Here is a 13,953-nt window from a genome sequence, read left to right as displayed (position 1 = left end):
TTGAGCTCACATCCATTCCCCTTCGCAGCGATATTCAGGGAAAGCCAACTGGATCTCGGATACCAGAAAGCTCAGCAAATCATCCAGAAAAATAGCCTGCCCTGGCTGAATTCCGTGTTTGCTGAACCTTAAAATCATTCGATGTTTATCTGCCTCAACACGGACATGATCGCTAACAAATCCATTAAGCGGGTACGTGATGCCCAAGGTAGGCCCAGGTGCCACCACTTTCACATCTTCCAGTTCCAATCCCTCCGCTGCTTGGAAAGCATGAACCATGCGGGCAATCTCCCCTTTGGATCGCACAGAGCGTCCTTCCTGACGCGCATATTTACCGGCAAACCCTTCCCGTTTGTTGTTGGAAAACAGCGGAAAGTCCATCCTCCCAATGCGGGTTGCGACGGGACCGGCTATTTTCAGTACCGTCCATGAATCGGATTTCTCCAGTGGAGATACGATGGTGATATCTTCTTCCGATCTTTTGATATATCGAATATGCGATTCGTCTCCATCCACCAGATACCCGTGCTCAGTCCCTGTTTTGCGGAGCGGTAACACATGTTCATAATTGATGCGGTCCGAAGCCGGGACAGGGAATCCACCTGTTTTCATATCAAGCTGCTGAATATTCCAAAGGGGAATCATGTTCGTTCTTTTATATGACTCAAACTCCTCCAAATGGATTGAAAGTTCTTTGACCACATGCTGTTTGTCCCATGCATCTCCATCGTCCGAACCCACTAGAACACAATCAACGAATTTGAACACATAGGGTGCATTAATCGATTTCCATGGTAGGCTGTTTTTACGAAAGACCCGGTACAGTTCTTCAATTTTGGAGATATATGCTGTACTTGATTTCAACCGAACCGTTATGGCATGTCTGCCTTCACTCGTTACAATCTCCCCGCGGAATGTCCGATTACTTTTCAGCAGGGATTGGAGCTCCTGTTGCCCACATTCCATGTAGAACGTGAATAAATTCATCTCTTCCTTACGCGCCAGCGCATCTGAAGCCTCGCTCAAATAAACAGTCTGCGGTGCAACATCCTCCGGAAGAATCGGATACAGAAATTCATGAATGGGGTCCAAATCTTCCCGCGGACATAATGTGACATATACATCATGACGTTCCTCCAGCGGTACCACCTCGTCAAACACCCGTTGCTCGATCTGTTTGTTTAGCGTCTCCTGATACTCGACCAGATTAAGAAAAACGCCTGTCATGAGGTCTTTGAGTATGCGACGTTGTTCCAGATCCTCCATCTTGTTTAGACGGTCACGAATAATATCTTTCATCACGAATCTCCTCCTTCCGTTGCTTCCTGTTCATTCGCTTCTGCCTCGGTGGTGTCGGTGCTTCCTTTAGCCTTTGAAGCGGAATTAATGCTAGCATTGCTTGTCGTTTTCCCTGAAGAAGACCCGGAGCCAGAAGCATCCGCAGTCCCACTTCCGGCCGAAGAGGCATTACCCGCAGAAGAAGTACTTCCCACTGAATTGCCTGCGCTCATTCCTCCCGCATTCCCGGTCCAGTCCGAGTTCAAACCAGACGTATCTGTTGTTCCTAACCCTGCCGCATCCTGAGTAAGATCAACCGCCGGTACAGGTGGATTCAGTTTCTCATCCAGCTTATTTATTTTCCGCTCCATAGCCAGCACGCGTTCCAACATATCGATCTCCTGATAAATTTCCTGTGCCGATGCATAGGCATCCATGGCGCCACTATAATCTCCGGCTTCATTGAAGCGGTCACCCTTCTGTTCCAGCGTATCGGCCTGAAGTTGTCTGGATTGGCGCTTGATATCCGCCCGTTTAGTTTCGGCCGTCTCCAGTTTGGTGGCAACTTCCTTCAGAGCTTCCTTATATGCTGTTTCCGTAGCCGCTGTTCTGGCCCTTTTATACAAAATGATCGCTCCACTGTAGTCTCCGTTCTGGAGTTTCAGATCTCCCTCCGTGATCCAGTCTTGTACTTGCTGAAAGGTGGTCATCTGTTCCAAACGTTCCTGAATGACTTCACGGTTGAACATATTGTAGGACTCAGACAATTCCAGTGCTTTGGTGTAACTAGCGGTTGCTTTGGGAATATCCCCTTCTTTCAGATGAGCCTCGCCGTCAACCAATGTCTGAGCAGCAGCCATCTTCGAAGTCAACAACTTTTTGTGCACAGGGTCCTTTACTTTGATCGAATTGTTGCGAGCAAGACTGTAATCTGAGACGGCCTTGGCGTACTCCTGTTCCTTCACGTACTGGTCAGCGTTCTGTTCGTATTGCAGCATATCTACGACAAGCTCGGCTTTTTTGGCTGCGCTTTTCACCGCGTAGAATATGCCGGCTCCGCCAAAAATCAGGAGCATAATCAACATGATGGCAATCCGTTTAATCCACTTCTTACGGTTCTTGGGTTCTTCATGAAAAATCTTGTTCACATAGATGGCTGCCGCACTATAATTCTCGATTCGTGAACGTTGCTTGCTGAGCATCACTTCTTCCAACGTGTCGGCCAGCGCCTGCGGGTCATTGGCACCTTCCACCGCATCAATCATCTCGGCATCCTGCACGCCTTCCCATAATCCAGGGGTGCATAGAACAAGCACATCACCATCGGCAAGCTTGACCTTATCGGATACATACGGTTTGATCATGCCAGGTTTGCCCGCGTATTCATTCAGATTGCCGCGTTCATCATGCTGATCCACACGATCCTCTGCAATCTGGCCTTCCGTTGCCAGTTGGGCAGCTACACTATGATCCTTGCTTTTTAGTGCAAGCCTATTTCCCCGGAAATGATACAAGCGGCTATGTCCGGCCGATGCCCACACCATGCGTGTATAATCTGTTACAACAATAACGAATCCCGCTTTGAGCCTGACCCGGCGGCTTTCATACTGCAACCATTCATGTGCAATCTTGATATATTCCGTCAGTCTGCGTTTGGACATGGTTGGCTTTTCCAAAAAGGATTCCAGAATGGTCTGTACTGTGATCTGTGCACTATTCACTTCCGTATCGGTGTCCAGACCATCTGCAATGACATAACAAGCCCAGTCTTCCAGTTCAACGCAGCCGTAGAAATCCCGATTTTTCAGGAAAGACCCCGCCTCTGAGACAAAAGCCGTCTTGAATTCACTGTTCTCCTTCCTCATCCGTCTCCCCATTTCCCGTCCCTGTGCGCTGCCCGATCCGTTACCATCCTTGCTCCAAAATGATAATCGTGGCATTATCCTGATGCACGAGCTGTTTTTCTTCAATTAAATCAATGATGGCCTGGGCTGCATCAAATGGCGGAATATCTTGCGCCAGAATGTTCTCCAGTTCCATCTCCGTGAGGGAGTTGTATACCCCGTCACTACATAACACAATCTTGTCCGCCGGCTGCAGTGCAAACGGCTCGTCCGCGATTTCCATTTGTTTAAAATGGTCGTACCCCAAATAGTTGACCAGCCTTTTGCGCTGCGGATTGTCAAGTGCCTCCTGCTCCGAGATCTTTCCAGACATATACTGTTCTTCAAGTTGACTTTCCAGTGTATGCTTGTGATTGATGGCAAGCAGCTCTCCTTTGCGAAACACGGCCAAGATGCTGTCTCCTACCGCACCCCAATACAAATCCCTGCCCTTGATCATGGCAGACACCAACGTTGTTCCTCCGGGAACGCCCAGCAAATTACGAAGGATGGCCTGATTGGCCGCATGGGATAAAGCATCCCAGAACTCTTCAGGATCAGGAAACCGCTCCAACTCTTCAAACTCCCGGATAAATGTTTCCACAGCAGTCGTACTCGCCACTTTTCCACCGGACAATCCACTGATTCCATCCGCGAGTACAGCAAGTACACCATGCGGCTGCACGGCACAGGCAAAATAATCGTCCTGTTCATTGCGAGCACCAATGGTCTGTCCATTGCCAATCTGAACTCCAACCGGTCTATCGTCACGCTGCCTTACCGGAATCCGGCTTCGTGCGAATAACAGCAACCAAATCAACAAACAGCCACCCGCAAGAACCCAATAGGGCGTCAGCTCCTTGTCGTTCCACAAAATCATGAAGGTGTTCACTGCTGCTCCCATTCAAAGTGCACACCGCACAATGGAATGAAAATGAATTTGCTGCGTCCCAATTGAATAACATCGTAGGCAGCCAGTTCCACCGGAGAATAGACCGCTTCATTATTGTGATATGCGAGGCCAGAAGCATCGCCGGGCAGCAAATAGAAATTCCGCTTTTTGGGATCGTACACAATCACCGCGTGATTACGCCGAGAAATGGTGTTATCCCCGAGGATGCGAACATGCATCTCTTCTGAACGTCCAATAAAGTTCTTTTCAGCCATTATTCGATAATCCTGGCCCATCTGCGGACCCTCGATGCATACCATCCATCCCGTTACCGGCTCAATTCCTGTCGTTTCGCCCAGGTATGGCATCGTTCTGTCATCCTCTGCCGTACGAGGTGCGCGTGGGATTGCACCCGCTGCCTCACCATTACTGGTAGCTGGCGATTCAACGGCCAGATTGCAATATGGACACGTATTGCCGTGCCGTCTCGTGCTGAACATATGTCCGTTTCCACATCTAGTCAGACTCATTTCGTTTCATTCCCCCGTAAGCTTGTATGATGTACGCCAACGTTATTTCACCAAAATGCGGGTATTGGCAATATAAATTAAGTCTCCTGCCTCAATCAGGCTGGGTTCTTCGATTTCCAATTTGGATGCTCTGCTTTGATTTCCTTTACGTACACCTACCCCACTGGCCGAGTCGATATCCTCGATAAACCATTGACCCGAGGCTTTGTTCAATACGGCATGCTGCGAGCTAATGAGAGACGCATAGGGTGTATCGGACAGATCAATGTCAGCCTCGCTGTTCTTCGAACTTTTCCCGATCAAAACACTCGTTTCGCCCTGAATATACCATTCCTTCACACTTGTACCGTCGTCGTCCAGAAGGACGAGCTTCACGACACGAGAAGACAGTTTCTTCTTTTCCACCTTGGTGGCTGGCATGTATTTAAAATACAGGTATGCTCCTCCAGAGAGGACCACGATAATTCCAGTTACCCATTGGGCACTCATATCCCGGTTGATGATAAATATGTAATACAGCACGGCTAACGAAATCATGGCGACGCAAGCGTCAAGCCCCATCGTCAATACCGACCTTCCTCGTTTCACTTCCATAACCTCCGCCTGAACCGGCTTGATCCATAACGAGCTACCGGTCTACTTTTTTCGAATTCCGAAATATCGGTCAAACATGGCGGACATATCCATTCCTTTATTGGGACCGGCTTTGCCACCGTTTGGACTTTCCTTGCCTTTGGGGTGATAGCCAAAAAATTGTTCGAACTGTTCCTGCATCCGCGATGGATCCGACCACACCTTCTCGGCATTTGCACTACCGGACTTCGCATTGCCTTTACTGGATCTGGCTGTATCTGATGCTGAACCCTTCGCTTGACCTCTATTACGTCCAGTGTGAAGCTGCTGATCATATGCTGCTCTAAGCTCGGAATTTCCGAGTGTACTGTATGCCTCATGTACTTGCTTGAAACGCGCTTCTGCCTGTGCATCTCCCCCATTGACATCCGGGTGAAATTTTTTCGCCAATTGACGATAAGCCTTCTTGATCTGCTCCGGAGAAGCTTCACGTTCTACACCAAGCACGGCATAATAATCTTTCATGGTATTCTTTCCTGCCTCCCTGCCGTATTCGGGCGTAAATAAAGATTAAGGGGCACCAAGGCCCCTTAACATGACAGCGTTGTTCCGGACCAGAACTAACTGGCCCAAGACAACAGTTGTTCCCTTTTATACAGGGAAGCCGCCCTCAATTTTAGTGAATTCAGTTTTGTCTTTTTTCTGTTTGATGAACAGGCTGAATTCACCTACGCCTTCGGTATCACCGAAGCGCTCTGTGTAATCCACAACAAATGCGTTAGGCAAGTAAATTTTGCGTACCACTTGATCTGCTGCAACCACTTCCAGGGTTACTTTGCGGTAGCAATCCGCTTTTTCAGCAGGCACGAGGGACCACAAAGCAAGTTTCATCGTGTCATCTGCATTGTCACCGTCGGTTGCAGTGATAATTTTGCCGCTGATGCGAAGTGTTGCGCCTACATCTGTGGATCTAGCGTTGGAATCATCTGGTGTATCCGTGTCATACACAACTGTACGGATATTATCCATTCCCAATTCGATCGTTTCTGCGCCTTCTACTTTCAATACAAAACCCATTAATAAAAACCTCCTTAAGATTAGGAAAAAATGTGCCCGGTATGCTCCCCATCTCGGGAGAGGTACCGGAATATATGTATAAAGGCAAGACGATGAAGTCTGCCTCTAACACCAAAATAAATGTCTATAATACGTTGTTTGATGAATCATATTTAATAATCAGACTTGTTCCAATGGTTTTCTTACACTTTCATCGCACTGGTGCCTTTGGTAATCATGACCTCCAGGTTCTTCACGTTGCCGTTAAATACCAGGTCAATATGGCACATGTTGCTCTTTTCATCGATGATAAAGCTCATGTCGTCGCCTTCCTGAATGATCGAATTGATCGACCCTCGAGTTCCCAACCACCGGCTCTTCTGACTGCTGGGATTGTTGCTGAAGAATTTGACGATATTTTCATGCTTGAAATCACCGGTTTGGAAACGGAGCAAGCGCTCAATGTAAGTACTCACAAGTGTTTTGTACAAGGAATCAAAACCATCTTCGGACATCGCCATGCTTCTCGCTTTATAGACCGTGATCCGTTTGATGTCGCTATCCTGGATTTGGGCATTTTCGGATGAGAAAATAAATCCAAAGTTTTTTCGGTTAATCAAATCCTTGATCGTATTTGTAAATCCGGAAATTTCTTTGGTCATCGTTGTTACAACACGCAAGCTGTTGTCTCCTGCCTCAATGTCAAAACGCACACCTGGATAATCACGGTTGACGTTCTTGAAAGCCCCTTTCAGGTATTCCGGACACTGATACGCAGCAACAATCCCTGCAGATACATAGGACGCTCCAACATACACGCCTTCAATCCACAGTTTCAGAATGTCTTCCTTCTCCTTGGAAAGTTCCACACCATTCTCCGTCTGAAGCATGCGACTGTCGATAACGACACCCGATTTCTCCTTGGGAATAATCGTGAAGTTTGGAGCACTCGGAATGGCAAACTCGCTGTATTCCTTACGGGTCAACACCGAACATTTATCGATATACTTATCAATACCTGCGGTAGCCATACTGCTGAACGTGGTTTCTTCCCCGGATTCAAAGCTGAAGAACACCTGCACCTTGTAATCCTTAACGACCTGAAGAAGCATTGCCAGAGATTCCATGCTGTTTCCGTCTTGTTTAACCACTTTCTCGTTACCACGGAAACGGGCACGGCTGACTTTGACTTGGCCTGTATTTTCCAGTTCTACGGAAGGAACGATACCGAACCAGATCGTATCGGTAAAATCATTCTTTGCGTTGACAGTGTTGAGATATGTCTCAAGCCGCGGAATATTACTGCTCTTGACGAGCATATCCAGTTTGGCATTGGAGATCAGCATGGAAGGAAGCATGCCTTTATTCTTAATCGCATATTGGTCAAAGAACATTTTGACACCCAATATTTTCTCGACCAGCGGTTTTACCGTTTTCACAAAATCATCCTTGGCGTTTTTGTAAAACTCCAGGTATGTATTGTAATTCTGCACTTCAACAGCAGTATCCACTTCAGACTGTACCGCAGGAAGCGGGCAGAATGTGCGGACCACCAGATCCTGTACATACGGCGAAGGTGTCTCGGAAAGTGAATCGTAATCTTCGGCAAATACTTGCGTCAAATCAGTGCTTGTTGCTTCATCAAGAAGCATCAGCTCGTTGTTATCACTCTTCGGAGCTTCGATAATTTTCAATTCTCCGCTCTCACCAATCGTAAGTTGTCCTACCTGAATCGCTTCGGAAGAAGTTTCTTCTTGTGCACGGCCCAGCAACAAACGGGTCTTAATATCTTCAATGGCGAGTGGAAGCATGGCCATGACATTGTTATAGTTCCGGCTTGCATCTTCAAACATGACATTCAGCTTATCCCCGATATCCAGCTTCTTCGGATCGCCGTCATCCAGCTTCTCATGCTGGCCATACATGTAATGGATTTCCTTCCGGACCTGACGAATGTCATCCATAACTTTTTTCGGTGAAATCATATCGAGCAGATTTTCAAACTTGAAATCAACGTTCGTAATACCTTGACTGCGTTTGGTATCAATCAGGGTGAACAGCATTCTCAGAAAGTCGTTACTATGGTCGATCTTGATCTCTGAGATAGCTTCGTCCGGGATACCTTCCGGCTTTTTAAGCGTATACATGACTTTCTGGTTTACCGCATTGAAAAAGGAGTACACGCTAGGTGAGAACTTGTCCAGGAACTCATCGAAGCTGCGAACAAGCAAATGTTCGTTAATCTCCTTGATCTTATCGTCACTCAGACTGTCGATGCCCTTCACATCACCAACAATGGTGATCAAGTCCAACTTCTCGGGATTGATTTCTTCAAAAAGCATCGTTCGGTTCGTTTGATTAATAATGTCCATTCAGGCAACATCCGCCAAGATGATGATTCATGCGGGCGAATGCTTCCCCCCCTCCATCAATTTTTGACACTCCGCACGTCTCTATCAGTCTTCGGTCATGATCCAGGAGAATCACTATTCCCAGCAAACACAAGACCAATAGAACGAGCTGTCAACATACGACTGGAACTTATGTACCAGATTATGCCGTTTGCTTTGGAGATTTATGGAATTCATCTTAATCATCAGCGATATGTTTTGTCAATATTACCCACTATAGGTCTAAAAGCTCATTTTACAACCTTCGATATACCTATAGAACTAATTTTTGGAATTCGCTTCACTTCCTTACGGATCATGCCGATGATATAGAATATCCTATAATTTGGATTAAGTTGAATGATTTAAGACTAGTGGGGTTTTCCCCCTAATCAAGAGTAAAAAGACTGAAAGTATGCGCTGTTGCATTATTCTCAATCAATGAAAACTACGCATAACGGCGTTATATCGTGATTAAGCAAAAGTTTTTGAAAAAAATTTAATATTCCCCAAAAAGTGTACCGAAGTTTTCAAACCAGAAAGGAGATTCGAAGCCTCACATGATATTAATTAAATGCAAAAAAATACTGCTTTCCCTATTGGTGATTAGCATTTTAATTCCAGCAGGGAACATTGGCAGCATCTACGCGGAATCATCTGTCAAGACCCACGCGTATGACGGGCTCGATGCCATGTTTGTCCTGGATGTTAGCTACTCTATGAATGAGACCGACAAAGATCGCATCGCCGAAGAAGTTATACATATGTTTATGGATATGAGTAGTGGACCTAAGACCCGACTGGGATTCGTAGCTTATAATGATCAAATCACTTCATCCTTACCTCTAATGGACATATCATCCTCTGGGGCACGAAATAACCTTCGTAGTCGTGTTGATGGCTTAAAACGCTCAGGCTATACAGATCTTGGACTCGGCTTGCGCCGAGGTGCGAGCTTGCTTGAACAGTCCCAGACGGACAAACGAAAGCCATTTATGATTTTGCTCTCTGATGGGGAAACGGATTTGCGTGGCTCGTCGAGCAGAACACCAGCTGATTCATCCAAAGATGTAGACAAGGTGATTGAGATGGCTCAAAAAGCTGATTATCCAATCTATACCGTCGGACTAAACCGCGATGGTACGGTTAACCCCGCTGAACTGGAGCGGATAGCTCAGGAGACGGGTGGATCTTCCTTTATCACGGGAAGTGCAGACGACTTGCCTGAAATTTTCAACCGCATTTTTGCAGATCAGATTCAATCTGTTCTTGTATCTGTGGCAGCAGTAACAGCAACAGGGGCAATGCAGGAGGTAACTGTGGACATCCCCAATTCAAGCATGGCGGATGCCAACATTATCATGCTCTCTGATCATGCTGTCTCTGAAGCTCAGCTGTATTATCAGTCCAGCAATGTTAGCTTCATCCGATCTGATAAATATGCTCTAATGAAGATCATTCGTCCGGTCAAAGGACAATTCAAGCTGAAATTCAAGGGGCGCAGCGGAGATTTAGTGAAAATCAACCTACTTGGAAACTACAATGTGTCTGCGGTTGCACATATGGCAACGGAACAGCCAGTAAAGGGGAAAAGCATCACATTTGAAGCCTCTCTCTACGATCAGGCTGTGGACCCTAAACCCATTCAGGATTTGAATGTTTACAAGGGACTTGAAGCAGAACTCATTGTCACCCCGTCTGATGGAAAAACAGAGCGCATCCCTTTGACTAATACAGGCAGCGGATTTACGGGAAAATACACTTTTCCAAAATCGGATCTATACACATGGGGTCTTCGGATTGATGGTCCTGACTTTTATCGGGAGATCACTCCGGTTGAAGTAGATATTACGAATCAGGCCCCCGTAGCAACCGGGGAGTCCATGGTGTTATCCAAAGACGATAGCAATACAGAAGTTGACCTAAGCAACTATTTTAAGGATGCCAATAATGATCCATTAACGTATGCCCTCGCAGAAGGTGGGAGTGAGCGCAAACTCGGAGACGCTGTCATTGAAGGTAATATACTGCGTTGGTCTTCGCTCCACACCGGTAGTTCATCCATTACGGTGACCGCCACGGATTCTGAAGGCGCGAGTGTAACCGCAGACATCCAGTTGAAAATTCATTCTTTACGTGAAAAGATACTTCTATATACGGGACTCGGTCTCCTCGCAGCCGGGGGAATCTTCGCCCTGTATTGGTTTGTAATGAAACCAAAACCTGTATTCCGTGGAAGACTGGAAGGATACTTCTTGGCCACTGCAAACGGAGAAGATATTCCCGTGACGAATTGGCCACTGACTTCATTGGAGCGACGGAAAGTAAGTCTCAGTGAACTATTTGATCGTATGGACATTGGGGTTAAGGTACCGGAGTCAGGACGAATCTGGCTGGAGGCTGGCAAAAAAGAAACGTTATTGGTACGTCATGACACGAACTGCACAGTCGTCCGGGGACGAACACCAGTGAAGCCGAGACATACAGAAGCTCTGGAGTATAATGAAAAGTTGTATATTACATTTGAAGATGGAGTCACGGAGATTGAAATTCGATACAAAGCCATCAAACCAAGTACCAATATCTATGTAGGACAAAAGAAAGATCCACAGCAGGCCATGGGATAATCATCGTAGTGTTGATGAGAACGATCATCTGCAATGACACTATTGTAAAAACAGATGCACAAAGAGAGTTAATCGACTTATAGAAAATGATTCCTGTTCAGAACAGGAATCATTTTTTTATCCCTTGGGTATCTCTAGTGCTTATGAGTTGTGAAGATAGCAACGTTCTCTTAAAAGTCTGTCTAACACTCCCCTGCCAGCTCCGCATCTGTCCAATGAAGCTGAACACCCTGGCGAATCAGCTGTTCCTGATAGTCGTGAAGATGCTTCGCCGAAGCCCTCACCTCTGAGGGCTCTACTTGCTGTGCAATCGCATAAGCGGCAAGGGTTCCGGCAGCCTCGCCAATATTCCATTCGGTGGGATGCAGACGGTAACAACCGTTCGCAATCTGGGTCATGGAGATATTTTTGCAAGCCGGAAGCAAGTTCTTGACTCGCACCGGGATGAGTGCACCCAGTGGAATCTCATAGGGATGGTTCGGTATATAAAAAGTCCGCTGGCTCACGGTTGTTGGATGGAGATCCAGATGATAACTGCCGACACCCACACTATCCTCGTAACGTTTGGCTCCCTCTGCTCCGCGCAATGCCTTGCTCACATCCTGCTCGGTAATGGTAAATACGCCTCGGATTCGCCGTGATTCCCGAATATACGGCGCTTTCGCGAGACCGTCTTCCGTACCGAGCACATCTCCACGCAGCCTTACTCCCGGATAACCCTTTCCGCCGTCCAGTCGGGGAGCTGCTGTCTGAAGCCAGTATACTAAGGAAAGAGTTAGTTGCCTCGCCGCTTCCAGATGCCGCTCGCGTTCCTCCGGCGATACGCCAATGATCGGCCCGGCGTAATAATCGTTCAGTGCCCAGTTGAGCAGCGTGACTTCACCATCATTCAGTGACTCTGTCCATATAGCCGGGTCAACGATCCGCCGATAATCCCACAGAGGGGTTATGCCCTGATCATTCGGGAACATCGTGAATTCTTTCAGCTTGGAGGTATCATTGGCATCCGAAGCGTACCAGCTCAGGATCGGATACAGTGAGAACGAGGGAACATACTGACGCCAGTAATCATAATCCCTCGGACGAGGGATCGTGAAGTCTCCTCCCGGCACATAATCCACTGCCGCCACATGGGTAATCGACTGCATGTCTAGCGGGTTCGCTTCATCCAGGGCATGTGGCTCACCCGTATCCCGCCGGGATTCCGCTCCACTTACATACTCTACTCCCGCAAGGGGAAGCAGATCACCGCATTCTGTAGCATCCAGATAATAGGCACCCTGGAGCTTAATTAATCCCCCATTTCGTTCTTCACGCACAGTCACGCCAGTCACCCGGTCACCTGTTGTATCTACATGTACTGGCACGGTATGATAGAGCACCTCGATCCGACCGGTATTCACGTATGGCGCAAGCATCTCATGCAAAACAGCAAGCGCGACCTTCGGCTCATGCGCCAAGCGGCTCACCCAGCCATTACCGGGGTTAAGAACAGGATCGCTCTTGGCGACATCCGTAAGCGGGTAGTTCCGTCTGTAGTAATCTCTGACCCGGCTGCGGAACTCACGGTACGATGCTGTACTGCCAGATTGTTCAATCCAGCGGTGCTCATCTGGCGGTACTGCCTGTGAGGTCAATTGACCGCCAAGCCAGTCCGTCTCTTCCGTCAAAAGTACCCGTTGCCCTGCCTTGGCTGCAGCCAGCGCAGCTGCAGTCCCGCCAAGACCACCGCCAATAATGACGATATCACTGTGTTTTTCCTGCTCAATCCCCATGCTTTGTCTCCTCCCTGTCACTGCCTTCAGACCAGCCAACGCCGTCCTTACGCAGGTTTTCCAAGGCCAGCTGCGCCGCCCCGAAACAGCCTGCCCAGTTACCGAATTCAGCCACTGCAACCCGGTCTGCCAATCCGAAACTGGACAACTTAGCGGTAAGCATCGGCCACCATATAGCCTGATCATGGGTCACACCGCCACCAAGAATAATCAATTCCGGATCTATCGAGGCAGATATATTCGCAATAACCGAGGCCAAATCAGATATGTAACGCTCCAGAATGTACAACGCTATTGCTTCTCCCTGTCTTGCAGCGGTCATAATCTCTCGGCCGTGAGTATACGTGTTGCCCTTCTGTTCCCGCGCCAGCCGCATCAGTGCACTACCGGAAATGTATTGCTCCACGCAGCCGCGTTTGCCACAATTGCAAGGCAGGCCGTCAGGCACCAGCACACTGTGCCCCCAGTCCCCACCGCGCCAGTCTACTCCCCGTAACATCCTGCCACATGCCATATTGGCCCCACCGACCCCAGTTCCGAGTGTCAGCATAACCAGGTTCTGCTTACCGCGGCCGGTGCCAAGCCACGCCTCGCCGAGCAGTGCAGCATTGGCGTCGTTATCAGCAGTTGAAGGCAGGCCAAATTCCGCTGTTGCCCACTGTGTCAGTGGCATTCCCTGCCAGCCAGGTAAATTATTCGTTGCGTGGATCACATCACCCGTTTCCACATTCACCCTTCCTGCCGAGGCAATCCCCAGTGCCTTCACTTCTTCACAGCTAGACAACAGTTCACTTACTAACCCGCGTAGCTGGCCAAGTATAGCCTTCCGGCCCAACTGGGCCTCGGTTGCACATGTAGCTTCCACCAGAACGACTCCTGCTTCATTGACCACAAGCCCTTTAATGCCTGTGCCTCCTACATCTACGCCAATGACCTGTGGCATTTGCTT

11 protein-coding genes are annotated in these 13,953 nt (G+C 48.0%); 1 reads left to right on the top strand and 10 read right to left on the bottom strand.

The annotated features are described in order from the left end of the window. Nucleotides 1–6: 6 nt before the first annotated feature. From gpAD87_RS03505 to gpAD87_RS03470, 8 genes are all read right to left on the bottom strand, one after another. Complete coding sequence (locus gpAD87_RS03505; protein WP_064636271.1) at nt 7–1,299, bottom strand: hypothetical protein; 1,293 nt, start codon at nt 1,297–1,299, stop codon at nt 7–9. After that, a complete protein-coding gene (locus tag gpAD87_RS03500) occupies nt 1,299–3,218 on the bottom strand; it encodes a SpoIIE family protein phosphatase (protein WP_231952432.1) in 1,920 nt (639 codons plus the stop codon). Before gpAD87_RS03500 ends, gpAD87_RS03505 begins: the two co-directional genes overlap by 1 nt. After that, nucleotides 3,184–4,065, bottom strand: coding sequence for a PP2C family protein-serine/threonine phosphatase (locus tag gpAD87_RS03495; RefSeq protein WP_231952431.1), 882 nt, complete (start codon nt 4,063–4,065; stop codon nt 3,184–3,186). The genes gpAD87_RS03500 and gpAD87_RS03495 overlap by 35 nt, the downstream gene beginning before the upstream one ends. Beyond that, on the bottom strand, nt 4,050–4,583 hold the full coding sequence (locus tag gpAD87_RS03490; RefSeq protein WP_053781358.1) for an FHA domain-containing protein: 534 nt from the start codon (nt 4,581–4,583) through the stop codon (nt 4,050–4,052). The genes gpAD87_RS03495 and gpAD87_RS03490 overlap by 16 nt, the downstream gene beginning before the upstream one ends. Nucleotides 4,584–4,625: 42 nt before the next feature. Continuing rightward, nucleotides 4,626–5,177: an FHA domain-containing protein gene (locus tag gpAD87_RS03485; protein ID WP_063567938.1), complete on the bottom strand. Its 552-nt coding sequence runs from the start codon at nt 5,175–5,177 to the stop codon at nt 4,626–4,628. A gap of 42 nt (nt 5,178–5,219) precedes the next feature. After that, the gene (locus gpAD87_RS03480) at nt 5,220–5,681 is read right to left on the bottom strand and encodes a J domain-containing protein (RefSeq protein WP_064636267.1); all 462 of its coding nucleotides are present in this window, start codon (nt 5,679–5,681) and stop codon (nt 5,220–5,222) included. A gap of 126 nt (nt 5,682–5,807) precedes the next feature. Next, nucleotides 5,808–6,233: a hypothetical protein gene (locus gpAD87_RS03475; protein WP_053781361.1), complete on the bottom strand. Its 426-nt coding sequence runs from the start codon at nt 6,231–6,233 to the stop codon at nt 5,808–5,810. A 182-nt stretch (nt 6,234–6,415) separates the two neighbouring features. Further along, complete coding sequence (locus tag gpAD87_RS03470; protein WP_064636265.1) at nt 6,416–8,584, bottom strand: hypothetical protein; 2,169 nt, start codon at nt 8,582–8,584, stop codon at nt 6,416–6,418. Nucleotides 8,585–9,162: 578 nt separating this feature from the next. Between gpAD87_RS03470 and gpAD87_RS03465 the strand changes: the two genes are divergently transcribed. After that, entirely contained in the window at nt 9,163–11,229 is a 2,067-nt protein-coding gene (locus tag gpAD87_RS03465; protein ID WP_064636263.1) for a VWA domain-containing protein, read from the top strand. A 182-nt stretch (nt 11,230–11,411) separates the two neighbouring features. Here gpAD87_RS03465 and gpAD87_RS03460 read toward each other — a convergent pair whose 3' ends face one another. Beyond that, nucleotides 11,412–13,004, bottom strand: a complete 1,593-nt coding sequence (locus gpAD87_RS03460; RefSeq protein WP_064636261.1) for an FAD-dependent oxidoreductase — start codon at nt 13,002–13,004, stop codon at nt 11,412–11,414. Further along, nucleotides 12,994–13,947, bottom strand: a complete 954-nt coding sequence (locus tag gpAD87_RS03455) for an ROK family protein (RefSeq protein ID WP_064636259.1) — start codon at nt 13,945–13,947, stop codon at nt 12,994–12,996. The genes gpAD87_RS03460 and gpAD87_RS03455 overlap by 11 nt, the downstream gene beginning before the upstream one ends. Between the last annotated feature and the right edge of the window lie 6 nt (nt 13,948–13,953).

The sequence above is a fragment of the Paenibacillus sp. AD87 genome (assembly GCF_001659845.1).
GTDB classification, from domain to species: Bacteria; Bacillota; Bacilli; order Paenibacillales; family Paenibacillaceae; genus Paenibacillus; species Paenibacillus marchantiae.
The sequence above is the reverse complement of the archived record's forward strand: the minus strand, read 5'-3'. Positions and strand labels throughout refer to the sequence as shown.

What these genes read in the sequence shown, in the direction of transcription:
- gpAD87_RS03465 (WP_064636263.1), top strand. Translation starts at nt 9,163, where the DNA reads ATGATATTAATTAAATGCAAAAAAATACTGCTTTCCCTATTGGTGATT.
- gpAD87_RS03480 (WP_064636267.1), bottom strand. Translation starts at nt 5,681, where the DNA reads ATGAAAGATTATTATGCCGTGCTTGGTGTAGAACGTGAAGCTTCTCCG.
- gpAD87_RS03485 (WP_063567938.1), bottom strand. Translation starts at nt 5,177, where the DNA reads ATGGAAGTGAAACGAGGAAGGTCGGTATTGACGATGGGGCTTGACGCT.
- gpAD87_RS03475 (WP_053781361.1), bottom strand. Translation starts at nt 6,233, where the DNA reads ATGGGTTTTGTATTGAAAGTAGAAGGCGCAGAAACGATCGAATTGGGA.
- gpAD87_RS03490 (WP_053781358.1), bottom strand. Translation starts at nt 4,583, where the DNA reads ATGAGTCTGACTAGATGTGGAAACGGACATATGTTCAGCACGAGACGG.
- gpAD87_RS03495 (WP_231952431.1), bottom strand. Translation starts at nt 4,065, where the DNA reads ATGGGAGCAGCAGTGAACACCTTCATGATTTTGTGGAACGACAAGGAG.
- gpAD87_RS03460 (WP_064636261.1), bottom strand. Translation starts at nt 13,004, where the DNA reads ATGGGGATTGAGCAGGAAAAACACAGTGATATCGTCATTATTGGCGGT.
- gpAD87_RS03455 (WP_064636259.1), bottom strand. Translation starts at nt 13,947, where the DNA reads ATGCCACAGGTCATTGGCGTAGATGTAGGAGGCACAGGCATTAAAGGG.
- gpAD87_RS03505 (WP_064636271.1), bottom strand. Translation starts at nt 1,299, where the DNA reads ATGAAAGATATTATTCGTGACCGTCTAAACAAGATGGAGGATCTGGAA.
- gpAD87_RS03470 (WP_064636265.1), bottom strand. Translation starts at nt 8,584, where the DNA reads ATGGACATTATTAATCAAACGAACCGAACGATGCTTTTTGAAGAAATC.
- gpAD87_RS03500 (WP_231952432.1), bottom strand. Translation starts at nt 3,218, where the DNA reads ATGCCACGATTATCATTTTGGAGCAAGGATGGTAACGGATCGGGCAGC.